The 25,701-nt window shown below is 68.7% G+C and carries 36 protein-coding genes; 16 read left to right on the top strand and 20 right to left on the bottom strand.

The window, feature by feature from the left end; genetic code table 11:
• The first annotated feature begins 11 nt into the window (after window positions 1-11).
• The 11 genes from AC13HU_RS00180 to AC13HU_RS00130 all read left to right on the top strand — a co-directional run bounded on the left by AC13HU_RS00180 (window position 12) and on the right by AC13HU_RS00130 (window position 13,003).
• Window positions 12-473, top strand: a complete 462-nt coding sequence (locus AC13HU_RS00180; RefSeq protein ID WP_483039586.1) for a hypothetical protein — start codon at window positions 12-14, stop codon at window positions 471-473.
• A 130-nt stretch (window positions 474-603) separates the two neighbouring features.
• Window positions 604-5,133, top strand: a complete 4,530-nt coding sequence (locus tag AC13HU_RS00175) for a phage tail tape measure protein (protein WP_483039585.1) — start codon at window positions 604-606, stop codon at window positions 5,131-5,133.
• Window positions 5,133-7,373: a hypothetical protein gene (locus tag AC13HU_RS00170; protein WP_483039584.1), complete on the top strand. Its 2,241-nt coding sequence runs from the start codon at window positions 5,133-5,135 to the stop codon at window positions 7,371-7,373. Before AC13HU_RS00175 ends, AC13HU_RS00170 begins: the two co-directional genes overlap by 1 nt.
• Window positions 7,374-7,426: 53 nt before the next feature.
• Window positions 7,427-8,476, top strand: coding sequence for a DUF5047 domain-containing protein (locus AC13HU_RS00165; RefSeq protein WP_483039583.1), 1,050 nt, complete (start codon window positions 7,427-7,429; stop codon window positions 8,474-8,476).
• Window positions 8,473-9,114 carry a hypothetical protein gene (locus AC13HU_RS00160; protein WP_483039582.1) on the top strand — a complete coding sequence of 214 codons (642 nt, stop codon included), beginning with the start codon at window positions 8,473-8,475 and terminating at the stop codon, window positions 9,112-9,114. Before AC13HU_RS00165 ends, AC13HU_RS00160 begins: the two co-directional genes overlap by 4 nt.
• Window positions 9,115-9,144: 30 nt before the next feature.
• Window positions 9,145-9,756 carry a hypothetical protein gene (locus AC13HU_RS00155; protein WP_483039581.1) on the top strand — a complete coding sequence of 204 codons (612 nt, stop codon included), beginning with the start codon at window positions 9,145-9,147 and terminating at the stop codon, window positions 9,754-9,756.
• A gap of 216 nt (window positions 9,757-9,972) precedes the next feature.
• Window positions 9,973-10,707 (top strand): hypothetical protein, encoded by a 735-nt coding sequence (locus AC13HU_RS00150; protein WP_483039580.1) that lies wholly within the window; start codon window positions 9,973-9,975, stop codon window positions 10,705-10,707.
• A 1-nt stretch (window position 10,708) separates the two neighbouring features.
• The gene (locus AC13HU_RS00145; RefSeq protein ID WP_483039579.1) at window positions 10,709-11,581 is read left to right on the top strand and encodes a glycoside hydrolase family 25 protein; all 873 of its coding nucleotides are present in this window, start codon (window positions 10,709-10,711) and stop codon (window positions 11,579-11,581) included.
• 25 nt (window positions 11,582-11,606) lie between these two features.
• The gene (locus tag AC13HU_RS00140) at window positions 11,607-11,978 is read left to right on the top strand and encodes a hypothetical protein (RefSeq protein WP_483039578.1); all 372 of its coding nucleotides are present in this window, start codon (window positions 11,607-11,609) and stop codon (window positions 11,976-11,978) included.
• A 15-nt stretch (window positions 11,979-11,993) separates the two neighbouring features.
• Window positions 11,994-12,308: a hypothetical protein gene (locus AC13HU_RS00135; RefSeq protein WP_483039577.1), complete on the top strand. Its 315-nt coding sequence runs from the start codon at window positions 11,994-11,996 to the stop codon at window positions 12,306-12,308.
• 371 nt (window positions 12,309-12,679) lie between these two features.
• Window positions 12,680-13,003, top strand: coding sequence for a hypothetical protein (locus tag AC13HU_RS00130; RefSeq protein WP_483039576.1), 324 nt, complete (start codon window positions 12,680-12,682; stop codon window positions 13,001-13,003).
• 56 nt (window positions 13,004-13,059) lie between these two features.
• Here AC13HU_RS00130 and AC13HU_RS00125 read toward each other — a convergent pair whose 3' ends face one another.
• From AC13HU_RS00125 to AC13HU_RS00110, 4 genes are all read right to left on the bottom strand, one after another.
• Entirely contained in the window at window positions 13,060-13,344 is a 285-nt protein-coding gene (locus AC13HU_RS00125) for a hypothetical protein (RefSeq protein ID WP_483039575.1), read from the bottom strand.
• A gap of 44 nt (window positions 13,345-13,388) precedes the next feature.
• A complete protein-coding gene (locus AC13HU_RS00120; RefSeq protein ID WP_483039574.1) occupies window positions 13,389-13,673 on the bottom strand; it encodes a hypothetical protein in 285 nt (94 codons plus the stop codon).
• A gap of 77 nt (window positions 13,674-13,750) precedes the next feature.
• The gene (locus AC13HU_RS00115; protein WP_483039573.1) at window positions 13,751-13,981 is read right to left on the bottom strand and encodes a hypothetical protein; all 231 of its coding nucleotides are present in this window, start codon (window positions 13,979-13,981) and stop codon (window positions 13,751-13,753) included.
• 32 nt (window positions 13,982-14,013) lie between these two features.
• Window positions 14,014-14,190, bottom strand: a complete 177-nt coding sequence (locus AC13HU_RS00110; RefSeq protein WP_483039572.1) for a hypothetical protein — start codon at window positions 14,188-14,190, stop codon at window positions 14,014-14,016.
• A gap of 233 nt (window positions 14,191-14,423) precedes the next feature.
• On the opposite strand from AC13HU_RS00110, the gene AC13HU_RS00105 reads away from it, so the two are divergent.
• Window positions 14,424-14,663, top strand: coding sequence for a hypothetical protein (locus tag AC13HU_RS00105; protein WP_483039571.1), 240 nt, complete (start codon window positions 14,424-14,426; stop codon window positions 14,661-14,663).
• 113 nt (window positions 14,664-14,776) lie between these two features.
• A complete protein-coding gene (locus AC13HU_RS00100) occupies window positions 14,777-15,190 on the top strand; it encodes an HNH endonuclease (protein ID WP_483039570.1) in 414 nt (137 codons plus the stop codon).
• Window positions 15,191-15,505: 315 nt separating this feature from the next.
• Here the strand turns inward: AC13HU_RS00100 and AC13HU_RS00095 are convergent, their stop codons facing one another.
• From AC13HU_RS00095 to AC13HU_RS00065, 7 genes are all read right to left on the bottom strand, one after another.
• Entirely contained in the window at window positions 15,506-16,600 is a 1,095-nt protein-coding gene (locus AC13HU_RS00095; RefSeq protein ID WP_483039569.1) for a tyrosine-type recombinase/integrase, read from the bottom strand.
• Window positions 16,597-17,439, bottom strand: coding sequence for a DNA adenine methylase (locus tag AC13HU_RS00090; RefSeq protein ID WP_483039568.1), 843 nt, complete (start codon window positions 17,437-17,439; stop codon window positions 16,597-16,599). Before AC13HU_RS00090 ends, AC13HU_RS00095 begins: the two co-directional genes overlap by 4 nt.
• A gap of 140 nt (window positions 17,440-17,579) precedes the next feature.
• The gene (locus AC13HU_RS00085) at window positions 17,580-17,921 is read right to left on the bottom strand and encodes a hypothetical protein (protein ID WP_483039567.1); all 342 of its coding nucleotides are present in this window, start codon (window positions 17,919-17,921) and stop codon (window positions 17,580-17,582) included.
• 17 nt (window positions 17,922-17,938) lie between these two features.
• Window positions 17,939-18,268, bottom strand: a complete 330-nt coding sequence (locus tag AC13HU_RS00080; protein WP_483039566.1) for a hypothetical protein — start codon at window positions 18,266-18,268, stop codon at window positions 17,939-17,941.
• A gap of 19 nt (window positions 18,269-18,287) precedes the next feature.
• On the bottom strand, window positions 18,288-18,593 hold the full coding sequence (locus AC13HU_RS00075; protein WP_483039565.1) for a hypothetical protein: 306 nt from the start codon (window positions 18,591-18,593) through the stop codon (window positions 18,288-18,290).
• Window positions 18,594-18,610: 17 nt separating this feature from the next.
• Window positions 18,611-18,874 carry a hypothetical protein gene (locus AC13HU_RS00070; protein ID WP_483039564.1) on the bottom strand — a complete coding sequence of 88 codons (264 nt, stop codon included), beginning with the start codon at window positions 18,872-18,874 and terminating at the stop codon, window positions 18,611-18,613.
• 66 nt (window positions 18,875-18,940) lie between these two features.
• A complete protein-coding gene (locus AC13HU_RS00065; protein ID WP_483039563.1) occupies window positions 18,941-19,249 on the bottom strand; it encodes a hypothetical protein in 309 nt (102 codons plus the stop codon).
• 117 nt (window positions 19,250-19,366) lie between these two features.
• Here AC13HU_RS00065 and AC13HU_RS00060 point away from each other — a divergent pair, with 117 nt between their 5' ends.
• Both AC13HU_RS00060 and AC13HU_RS00055 read left to right on the top strand, forming a co-directional pair.
• Window positions 19,367-19,663, top strand: a complete 297-nt coding sequence (locus AC13HU_RS00060) for a sigma-70 RNA polymerase sigma factor region 4 domain-containing protein (RefSeq protein WP_483039562.1) — start codon at window positions 19,367-19,369, stop codon at window positions 19,661-19,663.
• Between the two features lie 3 nt (window positions 19,664-19,666).
• Window positions 19,667-19,924, top strand: a complete 258-nt coding sequence (locus tag AC13HU_RS00055) for a hypothetical protein (protein ID WP_483039561.1) — start codon at window positions 19,667-19,669, stop codon at window positions 19,922-19,924.
• A 104-nt stretch (window positions 19,925-20,028) separates the two neighbouring features.
• Here the strand turns inward: AC13HU_RS00055 and AC13HU_RS00050 are convergent, their stop codons facing one another.
• From AC13HU_RS00050 to AC13HU_RS00020, 7 genes are all read right to left on the bottom strand, one after another.
• A complete protein-coding gene (locus AC13HU_RS00050; protein WP_483039560.1) occupies window positions 20,029-20,481 on the bottom strand; it encodes a hypothetical protein in 453 nt (150 codons plus the stop codon).
• Between the two features lie 44 nt (window positions 20,482-20,525).
• The gene (locus AC13HU_RS00045) at window positions 20,526-20,789 is read right to left on the bottom strand and encodes a hypothetical protein (protein WP_483039559.1); all 264 of its coding nucleotides are present in this window, start codon (window positions 20,787-20,789) and stop codon (window positions 20,526-20,528) included.
• Between the two features lie 365 nt (window positions 20,790-21,154).
• Window positions 21,155-21,949, bottom strand: coding sequence for a hypothetical protein (locus tag AC13HU_RS00040; protein ID WP_483039558.1), 795 nt, complete (start codon window positions 21,947-21,949; stop codon window positions 21,155-21,157).
• An 83-nt stretch (window positions 21,950-22,032) separates the two neighbouring features.
• A complete protein-coding gene (locus AC13HU_RS00035; protein WP_483039557.1) occupies window positions 22,033-22,455 on the bottom strand; it encodes a helix-turn-helix domain-containing protein in 423 nt (140 codons plus the stop codon).
• Window positions 22,456-22,514: 59 nt separating this feature from the next.
• A complete protein-coding gene (locus AC13HU_RS00030) occupies window positions 22,515-22,826 on the bottom strand; it encodes a hypothetical protein (RefSeq protein ID WP_483039556.1) in 312 nt (103 codons plus the stop codon).
• Window positions 22,827-22,918: 92 nt separating this feature from the next.
• A complete protein-coding gene (locus AC13HU_RS00025; protein ID WP_483039555.1) occupies window positions 22,919-23,098 on the bottom strand; it encodes a hypothetical protein in 180 nt (59 codons plus the stop codon).
• A gap of 9 nt (window positions 23,099-23,107) precedes the next feature.
• Complete coding sequence (locus tag AC13HU_RS00020; protein ID WP_483039554.1) at window positions 23,108-23,401, bottom strand: GntR family transcriptional regulator; 294 nt, start codon at window positions 23,399-23,401, stop codon at window positions 23,108-23,110.
• Window positions 23,402-23,553: 152 nt separating this feature from the next.
• On the opposite strand from AC13HU_RS00020, the gene AC13HU_RS00015 reads away from it, so the two are divergent.
• Complete coding sequence (locus AC13HU_RS00015; RefSeq protein WP_483039553.1) at window positions 23,554-23,784, top strand: hypothetical protein; 231 nt, start codon at window positions 23,554-23,556, stop codon at window positions 23,782-23,784.
• Between the two features lie 192 nt (window positions 23,785-23,976).
• On the opposite strand, the gene AC13HU_RS00010 is transcribed toward AC13HU_RS00015, so the two are convergent.
• Window positions 23,977-24,597 (bottom strand): GntR family transcriptional regulator, encoded by a 621-nt coding sequence (locus AC13HU_RS00010; protein WP_483039552.1) that lies wholly within the window; start codon window positions 24,595-24,597, stop codon window positions 23,977-23,979.
• Between the two features lie 489 nt (window positions 24,598-25,086).
• Window positions 25,087-25,680, bottom strand: a complete 594-nt coding sequence (locus AC13HU_RS00005) for a DUF5134 domain-containing protein (RefSeq protein ID WP_483039551.1) — start codon at window positions 25,678-25,680, stop codon at window positions 25,087-25,089.
• Window positions 25,681-25,701: the final 21 nt, after the last annotated feature.

Below are 25,701 nucleotides of genomic sequence, written 5' to 3'. Positions count from 1 at the left end.
AGAGAACAGTCATGGCGTTGACCCGCGACGCAATCCTCGCGATCTCGACCGCTCCGCAGGTGGAGGAGGTGCAGATTCCTGAGTGGGGCGACAGCGTGTTCGTCAAGGGCATGTCGGGCGTGGAGCGCGATGCGTTCGAGATGTCTTCCCGCCACAAGGGCGAGACGGACCTGCGGAACTACCGGGCTCGGTTCCTGGTGCGAACTTTGGTGACCGAGTCGGGGGTGCGGATCTTCCGCGATGAGGATGCGGCGACTCTCGGCAAGCATCCGAGCCGGGTGATCCAGCGGATGTTCGACGTGGCCAGTCGCCTGTCGGGGATGGATGACGACGAGGCGGAGGAGATGGAGGGAAACTCCGAGGAGGAGACGGCGTCGGCGACGGCGGATGGCTCCGATTCACTCTCGTTCTCGCCCGCGACCTCGGGTGCACACGCGCTGAACTCCTCGCGCGTACCGACAGTCGCGAGCTGACTCTCTGGCAGTTGCTGTACCAGGTTGAGGCGGAGGAGCGTGCCGCCGATGAGGCTGAGGCCGCCGCCATGAAGTAGCTTCCGCACCCATGCCTTGAGCCGCCGGCTCCCGTCTCTCCGAGGGGGCCGCGGTGGCGATCAAGACGACTGGTGTCCGGTACGACCTGATCGCCAAGGACGGCGCGTCGAAGGTCTTCGACAAGGCCGGGAGGTCGGCGTCGAAGCTGGACGGCGGTCTGGGGAAACTCGCGCAGTCCGCGGCGAAGTTCGGCGCGGTCATGGGCGCTGCGGTCGCCGGCGCGCTGGCGGTGTCGGCGGAGAAGGCCGTTGAGTTCCAGACGTCCATGCTCAAGATCCAGACCCAGGCGGGGGCGACGTCCAAGGACGTGGGCACCTTGTCCAAGCAGGTGTTGGCGCTGGGCAAGACGACTCAGCAGGGACCGCAGCAGCTGTCTGAGGCGCTGTACCACCTGAAGTCCGTCGGTATGGACAACGTCGATGCGATGAAGTCCCTGAAGGTCGCGTCCGATCTGGCCGCGGTGGGCGGCTCGGATCTTGAGGCGACCGCGAACGCCTTGGCTGGCGCGTGGCGTACCGGGATCAAGGGTGCGCAGACGTTCGGTGAGTCCGCGAAGACCGTCAACGCGATCATCGGCGCCGGCAACATGACCATGCAGGACATGGTCGCCGCGCTCGGCACCGGAATCCTCCCGACCGCGAAGACCTTCGGCCTCACGTTCTCCCAGGTCGGGTCTGCACTGGCCCTGTTCACCGATGAGGGCGTCGACTCGGCGAGCGCGGCCACCCGCCTGCGCATGTCGATCAGCCTGCTCGGAGCTCCGTCCGCTGCGGCGAGTAAGCAGCTCGCGAAGATCGGCCTGACGGGCGACATGCTGGGCAACGCGATGCGCGGCAAGGACGGCATCATCGGCGCGGTCACCCTGCTGAAGCAGCACTTGGACTCGTCGGGTCTGTCTGCGACGCAGTCGGCAGCGCTGCTGTCCCGGGCGTTCGGTGGCGGCAAGTCGTCGTCGGCAATCCTGAGCATGGTCAACAACCTGGATGTGCTCAAGAAGAAGCAAGTCCAGGTCAACGACTCCATGGGCAAATTTCCTGCTGCAGTCGCGGCGCAGAAGAAGACAGTCCAGGCCCAGTTCGACCTGATCAAGTCGAACCTTCAGGTGATGGAGATTGAACTCGGCGACAAGGTGCTGCCGCTGCTGTCGAGGGCTGTGGTCTACCTCAACAAGACTGCTCTGCCCGCGGTCGGCAAGGTGACGTCGTCCCTTGAGCACATGATTCCGGTCGGGAAGATCGAGGGCGACCTGAAGGCCGCGACTGGATTCGTGTCGGAGTTCATCGGCGCGCTGAAGCCGCAGAAGGCGAAGGTGAGTGTCACCCCGGAGGTGAAGAGCCTCTCCAAGCTCCCGGCAAGTGCGCTGGAGTTCGGGGATGTCCTGCCGAAGGCGAAGGCCACGTCGCAGGCGCAGCAGCTCGGCGCAACACTCCGTACCGCCCTGTCGGGCGGTTTCGGGGATGCGGTCAAGTCCCTCGACTGGAAGGGTCTCGGCAGCAGCCTCGGCAAGGGATTGGACACTGCTTTCGGGTACCTGACCGGGCAGTCGAAGAAGCTTGGCCAGGACATCTCGAAGGTCGTGCAGGGCATCGACTGGGTTAACGTCGGCAAGGGTTTCGGGGCTACCGCGATCCCGTTCGCGATCGGCCTCATCGACAACATATTTGCGCCGCTCTTCTCTCTGGACTTCTGGAAGAAGCACTGGCTCGACACCATCATCGCCGTCATCAGCGTGGTTCCCATCGGCAAGGTCGGTGACGCGGTTGGCCGGGTCTTCTCGAAGATTCCGTGGGGTGACGCGGTCAAGGGCATCGGGCAGACGCTGGACCGGATCCCGTGGGTGCGGACCCTTGACTGGGCGTCGTGGATTGGCCGGACGACGAAATCCGCCACCACGGCCGCCGGTGACCTCGTGTACCGGCTCTACACGGAGTTCACGCAGTCGTTCAGCCGAACCTTTCCTGCGCTGGGGAAGTGGATCGGTACGGAACTGAGCCTCATCCCGACACGTATCGGCCTGATGGGCTTGGAGTTGAAGTCGGCCTTGGCGAAGGGCTTCACCACCCTGACGGACAGCGTGCCTGGTGTGTCCGGGAAGTTCGTGCGGATCGTGCTGCGCTACCTGGGGAAGTTCGCCTTCTACCAGGCCGGCGTGAACCTCATCGAGGGCCTTTACGACGGGGTTGTTGGAAAGCTGGCAGGCGCGGCGAAGTGGACGAAGTCACACATCGTTGATCCGGTCGTCTCCAGTGTGAAGTCCTGGTTCGGAATCCACTCGCCATCGACCGTTTTCGCGGGTATCGGCGGGGACCTAATCTCCGGTCTGTACCGCGGCGTCGAAGCGGCCATCTCGGGTGTCGGTAAGTGGATTTCGGCCCACGTCATCTCGCCGATCACGAGCCGCTTCTCTGGCGCTGGTTCATGGCTGATCGGCCGTGGCCACTCGATCATCTCCGGTCTGTACGGCGGCATCACGGGCGCCCTGGGTGGCGTCGGCAAGTGGGTGTCGTCGCACGTCAAGTCGCCGATCGTGAAGGCTGTCGTGTCGCCCACGAAGTGGCTGGCCAGCGACGGCGGCAACTTGATCCATGGGTTGCTGTCCGGCGCGTCGGCGGTCATGAACGACGCAAAGACCGGCATCGGCCACTGGGCCGGGCAGGTTAAGTCGAAGATCGTCGGCAGCATCAAGTCCGTGTTCGGCATCCACAGCCCGAGCAAGGTGATGGCCGAGCTGGGCGGGCACATGATGACGGGCCTGATGAACGGCCTGCTTCAGGGCAAGGACGTCCTCAACGCTGCGGTCAAGGGGCTTTTCCATTCGCCGCTCGATGCAGCCAAGGGACTCCTCAAGGCTGGGGTCAGTCTGCCCGCGAAGTGGGCGAACCAGCTCGTCGGGGGTGGCGGCGAGGACAACAAGGGCTTCGGCGCGAAGGCAGCCGGCGCGGCCCAGTCGTTCGCCAAGTCGATCCTCGGCAACTACAACTGGGGTGCCAACGAATTCGGGCCGCTGAAGTCGCTGTGGAACGGGGAATCCGGCTGGAACTACCGAGCGGAGAACGCCTCCAGCGGCGCCTACGGCATCCCGCAGGCGCTGCCGGCGTCCAAGATGGCGTCGGCCGGCTCGGACTGGAAAACCAACTACAAGACGCAGATCTTGTGGGGTCTTTCGTACATCCGGGACCGCTACGGCACCCCTGCTGAGGCGTGGAGCAAGTGGCAGGCCCGGAGCCCGCACTGGTACGCGAAGGGAGGTCTCGCGCAGTTCGGCGAGACGGCCTGGGTGGGCGAGCGCGGGCCCGAGCTGATGCAGGTGACGAAGCACGGCACCCGCATCTACAACAACACCGACTCCCTCGCCCTCGCCAAGGGCGCGGGGATCAAGATTCCTGGGTACGCGTCGGGCACCGTGTCGGTGTCCACCGCGCAGGCACGGGTGGATGCAGCCCAGCGGGCGTATGAGGCGGCGAAGGAGCGGGAGGACCGGGCCCGCAGCAAGGCGGCGCTGGCCGCGGCGAAGGCCGATCTCCGGGCGGCACAGCTGCGTCTGGCTGCGGCGAAGAAGGAGCTGGCGGCCGCAACCTCGGCGGCGAAGCGGTCCAAGACGGCCCGCACGACCGTCAGCAACGCCCTGTCCAACGGCTTCCTGAAGACGCTGGAGACCGGGACTGCGTCGGCGATCGCGTCGGCCGTGAAGAGCATGAACACCAAGCTGCAGAATGCCGGGTACGGCAGCATGGTCGCGGGCAACAACAAGACCGCGACGAAGCTCGGCTCTCTGGCGACGCAGAAGGCCAGCATCGCGTCGCAGATCTCTGCGGCGAAGTCCTACGCGAGCGATCAGGCGTCGAGCCTGGGTGACTTCCTGGGGATCGGGGACACGTCGGCGACGTCGGTGTCCAGTCTGATCATGCAGATGCAGCAGTCGCAGTCGACCGCGAAGACCTTCGCGTCGGAGATCGCGAAGTTGTCGAAGATGGGCCTCAACAAGACCCTCCTGTCGCAGGTCGCGGACCAGGGGCCGGGCGGATCGTTGGCGACGATGCTCGCCGGCGCGTCGTCCTTCGACATCAAGAACCTCAACGCGCTCGCGGCCAGTCAGAACAAGCTGACCACGTCGTTCGGCAACACCATGGCCGACGCGATGTACGACAGCGGCGCCCAGGCCGGAAAGGGCTTCCTCACCGGGCTGCAGGCGCAAGAGTCCGCGATCCAGAAGGAGATGAACAAGCTCGCGACGGGCATGGTCGCGACCATCAAGAAGAAGCTGAAGATCAAGTCGCCGTCGCAGGTGTTCAGAGACCAGGTCGGCAAGCAGGTCGCGCTGGGCATGGCGGCCGGCATCGCGGTGCACGGCCCGAAGGCCGTGTATGCGGCGCAGCGGATGGCGGACATGACCGCGGCGGTGCGTGCACGGGGCGGCTCATTCAGTGGATCCGGTTCCGCGGCTGCGGTGCACGAGACCCATGTCCACGTCCACTTCGACGACGAAGCGCTGCGCGGCCTGATCGATGTCCGTGTCGCCGAGGGCGTCGAGGCCGGGCATGCGGATCTGGTGGCGGCGGCCAGGAACACCGGGGGTGCGTAGTGGCGATCCCCGGGAACTTCCTGTCGGCGGTGGCGGAGATGGTCGACCCGGACACGTCCGGGTGGACCGCCTCCCTCAACTGCACCAGGAGCTTGGGCAGCGGCGGCCGGAACGGCGACGGGGTCCTGACGCTCACCAGCGTGGCCAGCGGCGAGATGCAGGGCTCGACGACCGCGGCCTACCCAGTGACGGCAGGCTCGACGTACCAGGCGTTCGCCGATGCGGCCTCTGCGAATCAGGCGGAGCGGATCGGCATCCAGTGGCTGACCGCGTCATACGCGACGGTGGGCAGTACCACCTGGTCTCTCACCACGAACGCGGCTTCGGCGTCCTGGCACCGCGTCAGCGTTGCCGGTACGGCGCCGGTGGGTGCGGTGTACGCGCGGGTTGTGCTGTCCGCGACCACGACGGCGAGCGCAAAGACGCACTTCTTCGAGAACGTGTACCTCGGGGCGCCGAAGACGACGTCGGGGAACCTGCTGTCGTTCAACGCCGAATCCGGCGGTGACGTCGATTCCACTGCGTGGGTGTCCGACGCGAACTGCACCGTGACCAGGGATGTTCCTGTCGTGTCGTGGCCGGCGACCTGGTACTACTCCGGCGGCGAGGTCGTAAAGGCCACGACAACGGCCAACGGCAACATGTCCATCAAGTGCGCCGAGCAGCCGGGCGTGCAGCCGGGCGTGGACTACCGCGGCTACCTGTACATCAACGCGCCTAGCACGTCGTCGGCGTGCTGGGTGGAACTGCGTTGGTACGACGTCTCCGGTACCCAGATCTCCACCAAGAGGGCGACGCTGGCGCACCCGGCGGCCCTGGGCTGGTACCGGCAGTACGTGTCCGGGTTGGCCCCCACATCCGCCGTAACACTGGTTTTGGCGGCCGGCGTCACTTCGGCAACGGCGGCACAGGTGCTGCGTGTCGAGGGTGCTGTCATTCAGCGGGCCGACACGTCGCCTGTCGCCATCGGCACCGTCATGCCGTTTGAGGATGCCAGTTTCGAAGAGGGCGTCGGGCAGTGGACCGTCGTGTCCGGAGTCGCAACGATCGCGAGGTCGACGCCGTGGAGTTCCTCGGGGTTCGATGGCGCCTACGACCTGGTGGTGACATCCTCAACGGCCACGACGAGCGTTCTGGCGTCGGGCAAGTACCCGGTCGTGGCAGCCGCGAACTGGCGGGGGCAGATCCAGTTCAATTCCGCGTCCGGTTCGTGGCCGGTGGCTCCCCAGATTCGCTTCTACGACGGCTCGGGCACGAGCCTGAGCGTCTCAACGTTCCCGGCGGACACGCTTGTGCCTGCCGGGTCGTGGTGGCAGGACTGGAATGACGTGGTCGCGCCGGCCGGTGCGGTGACGGCCCGGATCGAGGTCAGCATCACTGCGCCGTCGGCGGGTGCGGTGTGCCAGCTCGATGCGGTGGCGTTGATGGAGACGGCGCCTTCGTTCACGGCGTCGGCTGACTCCGTTCACGGCCTGGTGACGCTGGTGATGCGTGAGCTGCTCGTGGGCGAGACGCTGACGCTGTACCGGATGGTCGGTTCTTCGCAGTCAGTGGTGCGCGGCCCCGCTGGTGCCATGCAGGGCGTTGTGGTGACGGCGGCGCAGATGGTCGTGGAGGACTACGAGGCGCCGATCGGCGTGGACGTCTGGTACCGGTACGAGCAGTACGACGCGACTTCGGGTGCCTACGTGGGCGACGGGGAGACGGCCACGGTGCAGCTCACGCTGGCGGACCTGTCGGATTGCTGGATCAAGGACGTGTCGCAGCCGCAACGCAACCTGCTCGTGAGGGCCAGCGCAGCTCCGGACTGGCAGCGGTCGATCGAGCAGACCGAGTACCGCATCCGAGGGCGCCGCAACTCGGTGATCCTGTCGGATGTGCGCGGTGGTCTCAACGGCACATTGCAGGTGTGGACGGATGACGATGCGGGTCGCGGCGCGCTCCACTTCGTCCTGGACACCGGCAACCCTCTGCTGATCCAGTTCTCTCCAGGGCTCGGCTTGGACGACGCCTACTACACGGTCGGGGACATCACGGAGAGCCGCCCGGTGGCGTATGGCGGGGAACCGCGCAGGCTGTGGTCGTTGGCGTTGGCAGAGCAGGACCCTCCGATCGGCGGCGTGGGCGGCACTGCCGGCTGGACCGTGCAGGACGTCCTCACGGCCTGGGGGTCCGTCCTGGACGTCTCCAACGCATATGCGACGGTTCTGGATCTGGTCCTCGACAACCGGGAGTCGTGATGTACACGCCCCCGAGTAGTCGGTTCCTCGCGGCCTTGAACTACAGCCACCGCGTGGTGACCCGGGTTGAGTTGGTCCTCACGGACGGCACTGTGCAGGACCTCGACCACACCGGCGGCAGCGTGACCGTGGACCGGTCGGCGACCGCCCGCCGAACCTGCTCGATCACTCTCGCCGACACGAGCCTCATCCCGCGGACCGCCGCTGACAAGGTCTCCGTGTACGGGGCCCAGGTGCGGGTGTTCCGCGGTATCGGATACCCCGACGGAACCGTCGAGACCGCCCCGATCGGTGTGTTCCGCGTCGAAGAGGTCGCCGGCGACGTCGACATCGGCCCGGTGACCATCAGCGGCAGCTCGATGGAGGCGCAGATCGCCGACGCGGTCTTCACCGCCCCAACGACGGTGCAGTCCGCGGCCACCACGGCGGTCGGCGGCATCGGCACCCTGATCCACGCCGTTATCCCCACTGCGGTCATCATCAACCGCGCGACCGACGCCTCCGTCGGCACGATGACGTGGGACCAGCAGGACAGCAGGTGGGACGCCTGCACCACGCTCGCAACGGCCATCGGCGCCGAGATCTACTGCGACGCCGCCGGTCAGTTCATCATCGCGCCGCTGCCGGACCTGTCCGGGCCGTCGGTGGTGTGGGAGGTCGCGGCCGGCGAGGGTGGCGCGCTCGTCTCCGCCGATCGGGGCATGGCCCGCAGCGGCGTCTACAACTCGGTCACGGCCTACGGGGAAAACACCACCGACGACACCGCGCCAGTCAGCGCCACGGTCGAGGACACCGACCCAACGTCGCCGACCTACGTGGGCGGACCGTTCGGCAGGACGCCGACGTTCTACTCCTCGGCCACGCTGACCACGACGACCCTGTGCACCGCAGCAGCGACGCAACTCCTGAAGACGAGCCTCAAGCCGAACGCGGCCGCGGACATCACGAGCCTGCCCAACCCGCTTCTGGAGCCCGGCGATGTGATTCGCGTCGGCTACACCGACGGCACCCGAGAACTGCACCAGATCGCCAGCTTCTCCATCTCGCTGGACACGTCAGGGGACTTCACGCTGGCCACGATCGCAGCGAAGGAGGACTCGTGACCAGCCACTCGGCGCGCCAGGCGGCGCGGGCACTCGCGGCAGCTGGGAAACGCAAGGCGCAGGCGGCCCCGCTGGTGCGGGGTTCGGATTGGCGCACCGCGACCGTCGCCACCCTCGGGACGGACGGCACGATCACCACTGCGGACGGCATCGTGTGCCGCCGCATGGCCGGCTACTCGCACCCTGTGGTGGCCGACCAGGTCGTCATCTCCCGATCGGGTGCCGGGAACTGGCGGGCCGAGGGCCTGCTCGTTCACGCCACCGACACGGAGTGGACGACGTACACGCCGACGATCACCGGCGCCGGCTCCGCGACGTGGAGCATCCGCGACGGCTGGTGGAAACGCTCCGGCAGTCTGGTCTTCTTCGGCGCGTACATCACCGCCTCGGCTGTTGGCACGGGCTCGTCGAACGTCATGTTCTCGCTGCCGTCCGTGCCGTACCGCGGCTCGGCCAACCGCAGGCAGGCCATTCCGTGCCACGTCAGCAACGTCGGCTCGTGCATGGGTGTGGTGGCCGCGTCAGGCACGCTCGCGGCCGTCGACAGCATCACCTCCTCCACCGGCGCCAACGTCATCGGCACCGGCATCGCCGCCAACACGATCATCACCGTCACCGGCATGTACCGCGAGGCGTGACCGAACGCATGCAGATTCAGGAGGCCACTGGTGGCTAACGACGCCTGGGGGCAGTCGATCGACACCCTCGACTACACCGACAAGCCGGACCTGGTGGTTCTCGGGGAAACGCTGCGCGATGGGTTGACACAGCGGTCGGTGATGCGGTTCGCGGACGCAACGACCCGGGACGCAACGATCACGGCGCCAGTCGCCGGGATGATCGCGTGGCTGACCGCGACCAAGGTGTGGACCGGCTTCGACGGCACGAGCTGGGTCGCGCTCGCCGCAGGCACGCAGGCGTGGACCACGCCGATGCTCGCCACCGGCTACAGCAACAACATCAACTCCAACGGCAACGTGCAGTACCGGCTCGTGAACCTGTTCGGGGATCCGGTGGTGATGTGGCGGGGTGGTCTCGGCGTCACCTACTCCGGGGGCGTCCCGGTGAACTCGGGGAATTTCCTGCACGATGCGCTGCCGTCGACCGTCCGGCCGGCAACGAAGAGGACCGTCACGGCCGCCTGCTCGGCCGTCAGCTCCGAGAGCCTGTCCGTGAAGATCGACTTCAATGCGGACGGCAGCCTCTCCATCGTCACCCAGTCCGGGGTGCAGCCGCCCTGGGTGTCACTCAACAACGTCATGTACTCCCTGACGAACTGATGGCGTCCTCCCCGCGGCCATCAGTGCCGCCCCCAGACCCGGCGCCCCCAGCCGACGTGCAAACCCTGGTCGACGCCGGCCTCATGCCCGAACAGCCCGTCCCGTCATCAGACCCACCGGCAGACGATCCGCCAGGGAACACCCCCGCCGACAACACCTGACCTCCAGCCCCCGCAGCCGACTGGCCGGGGGCTTTCGCATGCCCAAGGAGCATCCGTGACCGTCACCCGTCACCGCTACGAGCCGACCGACCCGCGTCTCGGCCGGCACATCGCCCACGACTCCCGGTCGCTCGCCTACGCGCACGAGGTGCTGCCCACCTCCGCGCTGAAGGCCGTCGAGTGGACGCGCCGCATCCCGATCCTGGACCAGGGCCAGGTCGGATCGTGTACCGGCAATGCCCTGACCGGCGTCATCGGCACGGACTCGGCGAACCGCACCGCGTCCCCGGTCGTGCAGCTCCGGGCGGACAGCAAGAAGGTCTTCAAGGCCGGTACGTACAAGCTCGACGAGTCCACTGCACTGCGCTTCTACTCGCTGAACACGCGCGAGGACGACTGCGACGGCACGTACCCGCCGGACGACACTGGCTCCTCGTCGCTCGCCGCAGGCAAGTCCGGGAAGGCGGTCGGGCTGTTCTCCGGCTACACCCACGCGTTCAGCTTGCAGGCGATGCAGACCGCCCTGCAGAAGGGTGCGGTCCTGATCGGCATCCCGTGGTACCAGAGCATGTTCACGCCGAAGGCGGACGGCGAGCTCGACATCGACCCGGACTCGGGTGTCGCGGGCGGCCACGAGCTGGCCGTGTCGGGCTGGGACAAGAGCCGATTCAAGATCGACAACTCGTGGAACACGTCCTTCGGCGACCACGGCTCCTGCTACGCCACCAACCAGCAGATGCAGTACCTCCTCTCCCAGGGCGGCGACTGCCTCGCACCCAAGTGGGCCTGACGTGACCGGCTGCGAAGGCCAGGACTGGGCGTCCTACCAGTCGTCGGCCCCGTCCACGTCGGGTCTCGGCTTCGTTTTCGTCAAGGCCACCGAGGCCACCGGCTACGTGTCTCCGGTTCACGCCGCGCAGGTCGCGCATGCCCGCGCCGCCGGCCTGATCGTTGGCCACTACCACTTCGCCCGGCCCGGCTCCATGGCCGCTCAGGTGACGTACTTCCTCGCCCACGCCGCGGCGAAGCCCGGCGACATCCTCTGCCTCGACTGGGAGGACGCTGGCGTGTCCGGCGCGGACAAGGACGCGTGGCTCAAGGCCGTGCAGAAGGCCGCGCCGAACAACCGCGTGATCCTCTACTGCAACGTGTCGTTCTGGAAGACCCACGACACCACCAGTTTCGCCGGCAACGGCCTGTGGATCGCGGACCCGTCCGCCGCCAAGGGCAGCCCGCGCGTCACAGCGCCATGGCTCATCCACCAGTACAGCGAAGCCGGCGGCATCGACCGGGACTACTGCAACCTCACCTCCGCCCAACTCCGTGCGTGGGCGGCCGGCACGACACCAACCCCGGAGGACGACGTGGCACTCACCGCCGACGACATCAACAAGGTGGCCGCGGCCGTGTGGGATGCGGACGTGATCCCGGCGGCACGGCCGCCGCACGCGAACGGCGACTACACGACCAACCCGACGTGGTCGGCGAAGTACGCGGCGCAGGCCGCCGTCGAGGCCGCACGGACCGCGTGCGACCCGACTCCCGTCGCCCTGACCGACGCGCAGGTGACCGCGCTCGGCCAGCAGCTCGCCAGCTCTGCCGCGTTCGCAACGGCCGTGGCCACGCAGGTCGCCGACCTACTGGCCGCCCGTCTCCAGTCCTAACCCCACCAGCAGAAACGGCCCTGCCATGTTCAAGCTCTTCGGGCGCGAGCCCGCTCTCTGGGTCAGCGCAGTCAGCGCGGCCCTGTCTCTCGCGGTGACGCTCGGAGTCGGAATGACCGCCGACCAGGCTGGCGCGTGGACCGCCGTCATCAGCGCGGTGTTCGGTGTCGTGACTGCGGTCCTGACCCGGCCCATCGCCCCCGCAGCGTTCACCACCGCCGTCGCCGTCACCGCCGACCTGCTCAGCGCCTACCACTACAACGTCTCCCCGGGCGCCGTGGCCGCGGTGAACACCGCCGTGCTGGCCATCCTCGGACTCCTCACCCGCGGGCAGGTCTCCCCAGCGGCGCTCCTCACCGGCAAGAAGCCGGTCACACCGGCGGCTCCCCGCACCTGACCTGGAGGGCTACTCGTGGCCGACGACCCGTCCCTGGGCGAACTCGCACGACGCCTGGAGGACCGGGTCGGCGACATTCGCGAGGACATCAAGCAGCTCGGCGAACTCATCGACAAGCGCGTGTCCGTCGAGCGGTACCTGCTGGAGCAGCAGGCCCGCGACGAAGGACACCGCCTGTTGGTGGAACGCGTCAAGGGCCTCGAAGACGCCGCGCGCGAGAAGGAGAAGCAGCGCGCGCAGGACCGACGACTGATCCTCACTGCACTGGTCGTTCCGGTCCTGTTGGTGCTGCTCACGGCGTATCTCGCGACGAAGGGGGCTGGTTCGTGAGTTCCCATCGTCGAAGCCCCGACCCTGGCGAACTGCCTGGGCACAGGCGCGCGGACGCCCTCTTCGCTGCTGGCGTCATCGCCGCGGTCGGCGTCCTGGCCTGGATCGTCATCACCATGCAGGGGATGTCCCACGACCTGTCCACATCCAACGCAGCGAGGGATGCCCTGGCGCACCAGGTGCAGCAGTTGGGGGCCTCACCGGTGGCGGGTCCGCCCGGTTCGCGTGGAGAGCCTGGACCGAGCGCCGTCGGGCCGTCCGGGCCGACGGGCTTGCCGGGGGAACGCGGTGAACCTGGCAGCCCCGGCGCCGCGGCATCGCCGGAACCCGGATCGACCGGACCTGCTGGTTCGCCCGGCGCCGACTCCACGGTGCCAGGCCCCGAGGGCTCGCCTGGCGCGGCGGGCGCCCAAGGCGCCTCGGGGCCGACTGGTCCTGCCGGGCTGGACGGCGCACCGGGCAAGGATGGGACGGACGGCAAGGACGGGGCCGCGGGCCAGCCGCCCGCCGGCTGGACGTACACCGACCCTTCCGGCCAGTCCTACACGTGCTCGCCGGTCGATGGCTTCGACGCGTCCGCGCCGCGGTACAGGTGCACGGCGGACGCGACGACACCACCCACCCCGTCGTCGAGTCGTGACGGTCTGCTCAGTCTCGGGATGCTCGTCGGGACGGCCGCCTACCGGCGGCTGTGAACTCAACAGCCCCCGTCCTCCTTCGCGAGGGCGGGGGCTCGTTGGCATGTCCGGGGTCAGTGTCGGTTGGCGGCCCAGCGTTGCCAGGCGTCGAGTCCGGCGACGGCGGCCTTCTCGCGGGTGGGCTGGTGGCTGCGGTTGCTGGAGGGTCCGAGGTCGGCGATCCACGAGCGCCACCCGTTGCGGGTGATACCGCTGTAGCTGGGCTCGATGACGACGAGGACCTGATCGCCGGATACGACGTGCCAGCGGCGGTCCTCCGACCACGTCGGGGATTTCACCAGCTCGGCGGCGTCGATGAGTTCGCGGGCGCGGCGGGCGGACATGCGGCGGGCGGTCATGCTGCTCCCTTGGTGGGGCGTTCGAGGGTTGGGGTGGGCAACGCTCAGGTGTTGCAGGTGCAGTCCCCGTCGTAGGGGGCCCGGCAGGGTCGCGGGTGGGGCGTTGCTGCGGCGCTGGCTGCGATGAGCGCGTTGAGTTCGTCATCGGTGAGCCCTTTGGCGAGGCGGTAGCTCTCCCGCCAGTAGTCGGCGCGTCCGTGCAGGTAGTAGCTGTCCGCGAGGAGTTCAAGGGCGATGGCTCTAAGTTCAGCCGGAGTTGCCTTGGGGTCGGCGAGGAGATTGCGGATCTCGCCGATGCGGGTGTCGCTGAGGGTTTCCAGATCGGACACGATTGTTTCCTTCCGGGTTGGGGTTGGGCCTGATCGCCTCGTGGTGCCCGCGTACAAGACACGGACCCGGGCGGCGATCAGCTCGCGAGGGTCCAGCGGGCGAGGGTTCCGTTGCCCTCGCGGATGATTCGGGTCGTGCCGTCGGCGACCACGTCGTAGCCGGCCAGCAGGAGGCCGAGCGTTTCCGCCTGGACGTGGCCGCCGCACACGGATTCCCAAGGTGCGGGCATGAGGACGGCCTGCCAGGTCGCGCCGTTGTCGGTGCTGGTGTGGCCGACGTAGCGGGCCGAGATGTCGAGGTCGAGCACGCGCGGGTCGGAGCAGGCGGCGGTGGCTGGTGCTAACCGACGGTGGCGACGCCGCGCTTGATGTAGGCGACGGTGCTGCCGGACGGGTTGATCACGATGAACGTGCGGTCGTCGCCGCCGTTCCACCACGCGTTACGCGCGGACCGAACGGCCTCCTCCAGCGAGTTGGAGTGGGAGGTGACCTCGCGGCGGTCCATGGTCTTGTACATGTGGGTTCTCCTGTGCTTGTGCTGCCTGGCCAGGCGGCGTTGGCGTCGTGGCGGCGTGCGGGGCGTTCGTCGCGGGCGATCTCGTAGGCGATGAGCGCGAGTTGCGCTTCCTTGTGGCCACAAACGTACTCGACGTTGTGGCCACAAAGCAAGATGGAGATCCGAAGTTTCGTGGCCACAAATGAGCGAGTCCCGTCTTGCCGCTCGTGGCCACAAACCGATACGCTCGCGGGATGACGCCCGAACCTGAGACCAGCTACGACACCCAGCGGAAGTTCCGGGCGCCCGACGACGAATGGGAACCCTTCGAAGCCGCCACCAAGGCCATCCACCCCGAAGGACGCAGCCCGCGCGGCCGGGTCATCCGCGAGTTCATCCGCTGGTACATGCGTCGCCCCGGCGCCAGGCTTCCTGAACGGCCAGCGGCCGGACCGTGGTCCACCCCCACCCTGCCCGCCACCAAGGAGGATTGACCCATGAGCAACGAGCTGCCCCCGCCGGTCGACCCGCTCCTTGCGGCGATCGGCGCCAGGCCGGCCCCACGGACGCAGCCGAGTACGAGACCGATCACCCGCCGCTCGCTGAAGTGCCGTCCCCGCACTACCTCACCTACGACGAGTACCGGGCCGCGGTGCCGCTGCGGGACGTGCGAGCCTGGTGCGGCCTGAAGGCGCGCCGCGCCAACCGAGTCCGGATGCTGTCCGGCCGGCCGACCGAGCGGATAAGCACGGAAGACGTGTACTCAATCCTGGTGGCCGCCAAGGGCAGGTGCGCCCACTGCGGGTCGCTGGCCGTCGAGGGCTTGCCTACGCATCCGGAGACGCGCAAGCCGCTGCCGTGGGGGCATGTCGGCCGCCGTATCGGGAGCCTGGATCACATCGTGCGGCGCATCGACGGCGGCCCCAACACGGTTGCGAACCTGCGCTGGTCGTGTCACTGGTGCAACACGTGGCCGGGAGAGCGCACTCCGGGCGCGACCAACCACGGCGCCATCCGGTAGCGGCGGGCCGCCTGACCTCTGCGCTGTTCGTCGTATGGCGGCGCTGACTTCGTGCATGCCGGTAGACGCCGCCCGGCGCCCGGGTGCACGGTGGGTTCACGGCTCGGCGGCCGCGTCGCCGGTGTCGAGGAGCCCTGCCTGAGCTGCGAAGGCAGGCGCTCCGCCCCATTCCCCCCGCTAGGTGCCCCGTCCTCATCCCCCGGAGGGCGGGGCGTTGACGTGCGCGGGGGAGGGGTTCGGCGCACGCGGCAACCCACGGATCACGCAGTGGACTTGGGTGCTGCAACTCTCGATAACATGCAATATCTGGGCTGGTCAGGCGCCCTGCCTGAACTTCGGCACGACGCCCTCGAAGACGGCCTCAGCGGCGTCGACGTGGGCAGCGTTGCGCTCGCCCTTCTGACGCCGGTTCCAGTAGCCGACCGTGGTGGCCGGGTTGTCGTGGTCGGCGAACGCCTGGACCTCGGCGAGCGGCTCACCAGCGTCGAGCATGTGCGTGATGCGACTGGCCCGCAGGACGTGCGGGGTCAGCTTCCGCCCCGGGAGGACTCCGGCGTGGCGACCCATGCGGGCCAGCATGCGGGCAACGTCGTGCCGGTCGAGCCGCGCACCCTCGGAGTCGAGCAGCAGCGGGCCCTCTGTGCGCCCGGCCGTGTGCGCGTCGAGCATCTCGGCGACGGTGAGCGGCAGCGGGAGGATCCGCTCCTTGTGCTCCTTGCGGGTCACGTCAAGGAAGCTGCGGCGGCCGCGCTCGATCCGGTCGGCGACGTCGGCAGCGCACATCTCGGAGACACGGCCGGCGAGCGTGTAGAGCAGCGTCACCACTAGCAGGTCGAACTCGTCCTTGGCCTGCGCGGCCACGGCCTGGATCTCAGCGACTTCGAGGACGGGCGTCGAGGTGGAGCTGTTGCCCTTGTCGACGCGCGGCCGGTCGTCCTGGGTGACCGGGTTCTTCGGGAGGTCGATCTTCTCGCTGGCGTAGCTGTGCAGCGAGGACAGGCTGTTGAGGTAGCGGGCGACGGTGGAGCGCGAGACCTCGCGCGCCTCCATGCGGATGCGCCAAGCGCGGATGTGGTCGGCGTTGAAGATGCCGAGGGCGAACCTCTCGTGCCCGAGTTCCTGCGCGTAGGCGGCCCAGACGCGGCGGATGTCATCGGCGTAGGTCCGCTTGGTGTTGAGGGAGCCGCGCCTGGTGGAGGAAAGCCAATCCATCGCCATGACCCACGTCTCTGGCGTGACGGCTTCGGCGAGGAGCTCGGCGCGCGGCCGGTAGAGACGCTCCTGCCCCCGTCGGCCGACCTGGACCATGCCCAGGTCGTCGACGAGCTTCCGACGGACCTCTTCGAACAGGTCCGAGCCGGGCAGCGCGATCGACTGCCCAGCGCGCTGCTCCGGAAGACGCTCGCTCATGATGCCTCTCCGAAGAGGTCGAGCAGGGACTCCTGACGGCTGAGGGACCGATTGCACCAGACGACCTCTGTGCCGCGCTCCACTCCGGTGCGGCCGCGGTGATTCGTCGTGGCCCGGTGCACGGGCGTCTCGACGCGGTCCCACCCGGCGTACAGCCCTTCGTAGAGGGGGCTCGGATAGCCGGACAGTAGGACAGTTCCCTTGACGTCGCGGAGCGCGGCCGCGAGCCCGCGGTGAAAGTCCTCGCTGTCGGCTTCGTGCGCGTAGTCGCGTCCGGAGCGTCGCGTCTCTGAAAGGTATGGAGGGTCGAGGTAGAAGACAGTGTCCGCCGAGTCGTGCGCGGCGATGACGGCGAGAGCGTCCCGCTGCTCGACGACGACGGCGCGCAGCCGCTCGGCGAGTTGGTAGAGGCGCTCAACGAGGTTGGTCGTTGCGGTGGCGTCGGTGTGCTTGGCCCGTATGCCGTTGGACCAACCTGCGCGCCCGCCGGAGCCAGCCGCGTTGTGTCCCTGGGTGGCGCGGATGAAGAACCGTCGCGCGCGCTCCAGTTCGTCGATGCTGTCGTCGGACAGGTCCGCGGCCGCGTACTCCTCGCGGGAGTACGGCGTGAGGCGCAGCGCCCGCGTCAGCTCCACTTCCCGGGTGCGGAGGACGCGGAAGAAGGTGGTCACGTTCCGGTCGACGTCGTTGATGACCTCAACCGGTGCGGCGGGCTTGGAGAAGAGGACCGCGGCGGAGCCGGCGAACGGCTCGACGTACACGCGGTGACTCGGCATCAGGTCGACGATTCGACCGGCCAGACGGCCCTTTGAGCCGTAGTACGGGAAGGGCGGCTTCATGGATAAATGGTACCAACTCATAGCGCATAAGGGAACGTTATGCGCTAGTTGACTGTCGGTGCGGGCAGCACGGTGTCGCCACCCGCGTATAGCAACACCGCCCCGTCACCGTCTCGGTGGCGGGGCGGTGGCGCGTGCGGTCAGCCGAGTTGGTGGGCGAGGACGTCGGAGGCGACGGCGGAGATCTCGTCCGACGTGAGGCCGGCGCAGGCGGGTGGCGTGGTGGGAGCCCCGGTGAGTTGCACCGTCCCCGGGGTGTACTGGTCGCGGATCGCCTTCCAGCAGGCGGCGGTCCGGGCGCCGGTGGCGAGCTTGGAGTCCGTGGGGACCGGCGGCTCGGAGCCCGGCGCCGTGGTGGCCAGCGGGGTGTACTTCCCGCTGTACGTGACCGCGGTGTGGCTATGGTCATGGCTGCTGCCCGAGCAGCCGGCGAGGAGCGCAGCCGCGGCAAGTACGGCGAGCGCGGTGGTGGTGTGGCGCATTGGTCCCCCTTGGGTGGTCAGGGGGAGTGTTCCGGTTGCGGCGATGGTGTGCGCGGGATGTGACCGGGTTGTGACGCGACAACGCCCGCCCGCCGGGTGTTGGCGGCGGCGTCCTCGTGGTGGTCGCATCCGGTGGTGCCACAGGCGTGGCCCAGGCCGGCCCAGTAGTCGCGGTGCGCGGCGACTCCTGCGACGTACCAGTCGTCGCCGGCCGTGTACCGGGGCCAGTGGGAGCGGGCGTTCTCGTAGGCGGTGCGCTCGTACTCCTCGGAGAATCCGTGGTACTTGATCATGTCGATCCAGGAGGCGCGGACGGACTCGTAGGCGGCGCGGGACGTCAGATCCATGTCGGGTGGTCCTTCCTGGTCAGGCGGTGACGATGGCGTCGGTGAAGTCGAGGACGAGGTGCCCGTTGAGGAACCGGTGGGCTGCGGCCAGGTCGCGGCGCACGACGGCCGGGGTGAGCTCGTGGACGCCCCCGTCGGCGCGGCGCCCGTTGGGCGTCAGGACCAGGTACCCGTCCGCGCTCTCGCTCGCAGTGAGCCAGAAGGGCACGTACCGCTGCCACCAGTCGAGGGACCGCGGAAACTCGGCGCCGGGCTCCATGCGGGCGGCGGCCTCCTCCTCGACATGGATCTTGGACTGGTCAATCACGATGCGGTTCTGGGCCATAGCGGTGTCCTTCCGGGTCAGGCGACGGTGGCGAGGTGGCGAGTGGTGGGGCGTTCGTCGCGGCCGAGTTCCAGCCCGATGAGCGCGGCCGGCGAGCTGGGCACCGTGGTGACGGCCGGGCGGTCGGTCTCGGGGAGGACCACGACGTAGGCGGTGCGGTGGACCGTGTACGACCGGATGCGGTCACAGCGGAACGTCCGAAGCTCGCCGGACTGGCGGTCGGCTGCGCGGGTCAGGTCGGTGAGGGTGGCCTCGCTGGTCTGGCGGCTGGCGTGCTTCACGGCGGGTCCCCTCGATGCGGTGTGGTGGTCGGCGCTGGCCCGCCCCGGGAAGGGCGGGCGGGGATGTCAGGTCAGGTAGGGCAGCGGGTTGACCGGGGCGCCCTCGGCGTCGAACTCGGCCTCCAGCCACGCGCCGAAGCGGTCGCCGTCGTAGTCGACGACCTGGCCGGGGTAGAGGTCGGCCCACACGTCCATCTGGCCCATCCGCTTCTCCAGCTCATCCATGAGCCAGCCGCGGGTGATGGTGACCGCGCGGCTGTGGGTCTGACCGTTGGTGAGCATCCAGGTCTCGGCGAGGCGCTCGCTGTTGAGGCGGCCGATGGAGGCTCGTGCGATGGCCTCGGACTGGTTGGCCTTGTCCTGAATGCTTCCCATGTCCGTCTCCCCTGCTCGCCGCTTCCTTGCTGATGACTCCAATTTAGTGGGTACCCATCAATTACGTCAAGTGGGTAGCCACTAGTTTGATAAATGGGTAGCCACTACACTCCTGTCATGGAGACCCCACCCGAGCCCTTCGAACAGCTCGCCGATCTAGTCGACGGCCCCGAGAGCATCGAGCAGGCGAAGACCCTCACCGACGCCCTCACCGCCGTGCCCGACCTCCAACGATGGCTTCGCGAGCAGCGTCAACGAGTCGTCCTCACGCTCCACGAACGCGACGGCATGAGCTACACCGACATGGCCCCTCACCTCGGCGTCAAGCCGGAGCGCGTCTCGGGGATCGCGCGGGGACACAGCAGGTCACCGCGCAAGGCTGTCCCCACCCCGCCCGCCACCGAGGAGAGTTGAGCCATGCCGCAGCAGATCATCCAACAGCCGGACGGGCGGCTCGCCGTCTTTTCCACCGTGGTCGACGCGTTCGTCGTCCTGGACGCCACGCCCGAGGAACTGATCGAATACCGCGTGGAGGAGGCCACCAAGAAGGCCCGGGAGGACACCCGACGGGAGATCGACCGGGTGCTGTCGGACCCGAAGCCGTACTACCAGTTCACGATGACCTGGGAAGAGGCGGCAGCGAAAGACCGCGAGACGAACGCCGAACCCGCCTGATCCTGCGCTGTTCGTCGTATGGCCACCGTGCCCGGCCCGGGTGCATGGTGGCGCCACCCTCAAAGGGCGCCTGCCCCCGCCGTACCCCCGTCGGCGGGGCCGCGTCACGTCTGGGCGACGCTCGGATGGCAGGTCTCACACTCATACGCCTGGCCAGCGGCCAGCAGGTGGCGCGCCCGGGCCTTGTTGATCATGCTGTGGTCGCCGATCCAGCAGTCCAACTCGTGCACGACCTGGAGCGGTGCGCCGGGAGTGCGGGGTGTGAGCCGGGTCTGGAGACCGTACCGGTGCGGCGCGGCGGCCCGCTCGGTCGGTACTGCGGAGTATTCCTCGCCGCGGATGGGTGCGCACGACTCGGCGGGCACCCAGAGCGGCACGATCACGGTGTCGGCGACGAGCGGCTCGGCCGGGTCGGGGTCGTGGACGCCCCACAGTTCGATCTCAATGGCGTACCACCAGTTGCCGTTGGGCTCTCGCCGACGGCGGTGGACGATCGCCTGCACGGGGTCCCCGGTGGGCAGCATGACCGTCACGAGTGGGGCGAGCGGTTCGGACACGCATTCGATCGTATGTGCGAACCGCGCCCTGCGCCATCTGCGGGCTACTCGCTGGCCGCCTTGGCGGCTTCGGCTGCTGCCTTCGCCACCGCCTTGGCCACGGCTTCCCTGACGCGCTTCTGCGCGGCCACGGTCGCCCACTCCGGGCGGCCCTCCCGGTAAGCGTGGAGTTCGTGAGCGAGCCGCGCCTCCTCGGCCGTTGCCGCAGCGACGCCCTCTCCGGCCGCGGCGGCGGCCCTGGTCTTCACCATGGCGTCCCAGTGCTTCCGCTGGAGGTCGAGCAGGTCCGGGGGAATGTCGTCAGCCATATCGCCAGGCTACGACCGGGGTGTGACAACCGTGCACCGGGCGCGCTGTCGGCGGTGCGTGCCACACTGAGCCCAGCGCGAGCGGGCCCCCCGCCACAGAGGGACAGGCGCCGCCAGTGGATGCCACCGAGCCAATCGCTGGGACCCGGGTGCAAGGCCCGGCGCTCGCCGTCTGCCGGGATCAGCCGGAGCCGGGAACGGTTTCCTCCCGCAAGCGGTGCCTCGACCTGGAGGACCACACCGCGCGGGGCAGAGGCCCCCGGAGACAGTGCCGCCTTCGCCCCCGTCGCTACATGCGGCGGGGGCGTCGTGCATCAGTCCGGAACGGGTCCGCGGTATCGCAACAGCAGTAGGTGCCGGAACTCCTATCGCCGCCACACGTTGACGCGCTCCGTGACCAACAACGGCGCGCCCTCGGGCCCTTTCACGTGCGCGGTGATCCACGTCTTCCGTCGCATCGCCCGATCCGGCCCGTAGGGCTGGTCCCGCCAGTGCCCGGAGACGACCCACCGGTGCCGGTAGTGGCGGCCGTCGCCGCCAGCATCCGGGTCTCGGTCCTGTGGGACCATCAGGCGCCGCAGATCCACCACCGTGACGCCCGCATCGGACAGCTCGGCCCGCCGTAAGGCCCGGGCATCGGCCCGGCCCGGGTCCACCTGCTCCCGGTCCACCAACTGCGGTTGCTGCATCAGGTACCAGGCCGCGGCCATCGCCCCCGTGATGGCCCGCGACGGCAGCATCCCCTCGTGGGCACCCAGGTCATCCAAGGGCGTCGACCCGTCGCCGATCGGTAGACGTGACTCGCGAACCGGAATCAGAGGGGGCGGCTCATGATGGACCGCGGCCGCTGGCAGCTCCGCGAACAGTGAGCGCCCGTCGATCAGATGCCAGACGCGCAGCGTCTGATCCGGTCCGGGGCCCCACATGAGGGCATCAATGGGCATCCCCATTCCCGGGGAGACGTCGACCATGCCGAGGCCGCCGGCGAAGACTGCCAGACCGATCGGGGACGGGCGCGCGGCCGTGCTGAAGTTGGCGCCGGCGAGTTGTTCGCCGGCGTGCATGGCCAGCGCCGTCATGTCCTCGCTGATCCAGTAAAGGTCGCTGGCCCGCAGGTCCGTCAGGAACGCGTCCACGAGATTGTCGTCGCCTGGCAGCATGAACGGGCTGCCCCCTTCAGTGAGGGCCGCCAAGCGCGTCAGGGTCTGTGCTCGGGCTTTCGGCAGCGCCCGCGGCCGCAGGCTCACTTCGTATCCCCGTCGGGTGCGTAGGCGATGGCCAGGGCGGGGACTTCCTGTGCGATGCGGGCGACGACCGCGCGGTGCCACGACGCGGGGAACGGCACCTCGGGGTGCGCGGAGTGGTAGTCCTCATCGGTCCGGTACACGTACACGCCGGGGTCGGGAAGGTCCATGAGCTGTGGCACGAGACGGTCGATCCACTCACCGGTACGCCGCTCCAGGTCTTCCATCTCCAGGCGGACGCCGTCGGGGACGGGGTACTTGCCCTGCTCCCAGTGGCGGACAGTCCGAGGCGAGACGCCGAGGTGTTCGGCGAGCCAGTCGCCGGTCAGCCCCAGGAACTCGCGGATGACCTTGAACTCGGCGTCCGTCATTCGCTCGTCGTCGGGCATGCTCGGCGGGTCGTCGCAGGTCTTGTCGGACATGGGGACTCCAAACGGGAAGGCCCCCGGTGGTCGCCGGGGGCCATGAGGGGTGATGCCGGTCAGTCCTCGTCGCGCTCGACGGTGACGATGTAGGCGTTGTCGACGGCGTCCCAGTCGCCCACGATGCGCCAGCCGACCGCGGTCATCAGCTCCTCGGCCTGGTCCTGGCCGTCCTTGGCGTCGCCGTCGCGGGCGTCAACGGTGGTGACGGCGTAGAACGCGGTCGGCTTGCTCGTGTCGGTGGCCCAGTTGCCGTCGTTGTCGACGTCGCCGCCGAGGAGTTCGTCCTGAAGAACGGTGAGGTCCATGCAGCCCTGGTCGAGGCAGGACGGGTCGTTGACGAGCCAGGCGGTGAAGTGGGTGACGGTCATGGCCGGGTCCTTCCGGTGGGGTCTGGGGCTGTTCCCCTGACCTCGTGACCACAGACTAGCTTCCTAAAATGGGAAGCGTCAAGCCCTTCGCCCTACGCGGCGAGTCTCGCTTCCAGCCTGCGGGCGCGCCACCACTTCGCCCGCAGCTCGGCAAGCGCGGCCAGCGACTCCCGGTCCCACGTCTCGGTCTCTGCCGCCAACACCTGGATCTGCGCGTTGATCTGCGCAGCCGTCAGGCGCGCGGCGTCACCGGCGGCAGGAGGAGTGGGCATGGATCAAGCCTAGGGCCCGGGTGTGACAGGCGGTACGGAATCCGGGACGCCGGGTTCCGCCACGTAGGTGCCCTTGCCGTGAACCGTGTACACCAGTCCCCGCTCGCGCAGTTCCCGCACGGCACGCCTCGCCGTCAGACGGGCCACCCCGTACTCCTCGGCCAGCCGGGCCTCGGCCGGGATCGGCCGATCCGGCACCAGGCGCCCGTCCGCGATCTGCTCGGAAACGAGGTCCGCGAGCTGCACGTAGATCGGCCGGCCCGACTCGTGGTCAATGAGATCCCGCGGATCGGTATCACTCACACGATCAACGTAAATAGCTGCTGACCTGCGCGCATGACGAGATCCCTCTGCACTCCTCTACAGAGGTCTACAGCGAGGTATACCGTGAGAAACGAGAGACCCCCGCGACCGTGCTACCGGCCCGGGGGAGTGGCCGACTGGTGGGAGCCGACATGGTCGAGGATACGGGCGGTCACCGGCCGAACACAGGCGATGCGCCGAAGCTCGTAGCACTCGCCGGCGGAGCGGCACTCCTGGAATCGGCGCAGATGCTCGCCTACCGGGCCTACCTCGACCACGGAACCGGCACCTGCCCGGCCTGCCTCGCCGCGGACTTCCAGTGCGCCGCTGCCGCCCGCCTCTGGCAGGCGTACCGCGAGGCCCGCGACGGCCGCCAGCCCTGAACCGCCCGCGCCCATGCGCGGACGCGGGCTCCTGCCGCCACCCGACTCCGTACCCCCGGTCCGGGCGGCGGCAGGCCACTCGGTGGGATGAATGTAGGCCACACCCTTGCCCCCGCTACACGCGTAGCGGCAGGGTGGAAGCGCGGCCACAAAGTGGATCTCACGTCCCAAGCCGCCGCGCGGGCCTGCCCGTTACTGCAGCTTGAGCCGCCATCGATCGCGGGGGAGGACCAGATCAGACGTCTCCACCGGGGTCCCGTCCTCGCCCAGCCGAGTCCGCACGACCCGCAGAGCCACCGTGTCCACCGGCAGCCGCAGGGCAGCCGCCTGGTCGTGATTGATGAGCACCGCGTCGACCGTGGCGACGAACGAGGCGTGTGGCCGTCGCCGGCCGCGCCACCACGTCGTCACATGCATCAGGGACCGGCCGATCGCGTCGAGCCGCTCCTCCGTCTCCCAGTTGAGGCGGATGCCGGCGGCGACGTCGAGCCGCTCGCCGAGCTCGTCGGTAGCGGTCGTGTGGCCGCGCGGCGTGGTCTCGGTCTGCCAGGGCCACGGCCGGTCGGGGTCTGTGAAGAGCCTCACGACTGGAGCATGCGCCACCTCGGGGCGCAGGCGCTCGCCGCGGGTCGCGATGACGCCGCGGTCGCGCAGCAGGACCATCGCGAGCCGGATGGTCTGTTCGTGGTAGCCGAGCATGCGGCCCAGCTCTGCGCGGGATGGCAGGAGGTCGCCGGGGAGCCATTCGCCGGCGGCGATGCGGCGCTCGATCTCGGCGGCGGCGCGCCGCGAGTAGACCACGCGACGGGGCATCGACACCTCTGGCGACCAAGATCACAGGAAGCCGCCAGAGTAGGAACTGCGCCCGCGCCTCGATATATCGAGGGTTGCCCGTGTAGTCATTTACGCCGATCCCGCTGAGCTCGGCGCCGGTTTGCCAGAGAGTGCGCCGGCGTCGAAGGCCGCCTCCGTCGCAAGCACCCCCTTGGTGGCGGGGGCGGTCACATGCCACGCACCGTCAGGCCGTGGCCAAGGTTCACTCGAACGAGTGAACACCCATGGAAGGGGACGGTCGTTGAGCAGAGTGCCGGTCCCGGATCGATTTCACCCCCAAGTGGTTGGTCCGGGACCGGTTTTGTCTGTCTACCTACAGGTCAACCATGGGATAGGCATGGGAGACAGATGGGAAATGATCTTGTCTAGTCATGGGATAGCGAGGTCTATCCAGCGCCCCGTCCGATCCTCACTCGTGAGGCCAACAGCCCACGTGGCCAGCAGAAACGCTCGTCAGCCGCGGACCGGTCACATGACGAGCAGCATCACGACCATGCCCAACGCCATCGACACCCGGCAGGCGACGGCCACCTCGGGGGCGTGCCGAAGCCGTACCGGCCCGTCCGCGGGCGAGGGCGCGGCAGCCGTCCCGGCGCCTGCGGGGCCGCCGGGTATCAGCCCGCCGGCGGCCGGCAGGGGCGCGTACGCGAGCCGGACGCCCGTACGCAGCACGTAGACCGCGAAGTAGACGAGGAAGAGGCCGGTCGCCGCCGAACTGCCCGCGCCGCCCATGACCATGGTGTGGCCGGCACCGGACGGCGCGGCCCGTGCCATGGCCACCGCCATGTAGACCATCGCGGCCGAGCAGACCACGTGGTGCACCCGGTGGCCCGAGGAGTGCGGGCCGGGGAGCACGGCGCGCAGCGCGGCCACCGCGTAGACGACCGCGAAGACGGGGGCGCCCCAGCGGTGCGGGTCGAGCACGGAGACCGGCACCGCCATCACCGCCATGCCGGCGCCCATCACCGCCTCGTCCTTGTCCTCGGCGCGCACCAGGCAGGACACGGCCGCCGCCGCGCTCAGCGCGACGAGGAGCCATGCGACCAGCTGCGGTTCGCGCATCGGCGATCGCCCCCTCCCGTC

The organism is Streptomyces sp. NH27 (assembly GCF_056859195.1).
Note: the sequence above shows the minus strand (reverse complement) of the source record. Positions and strands in the feature narration are given on the sequence as shown.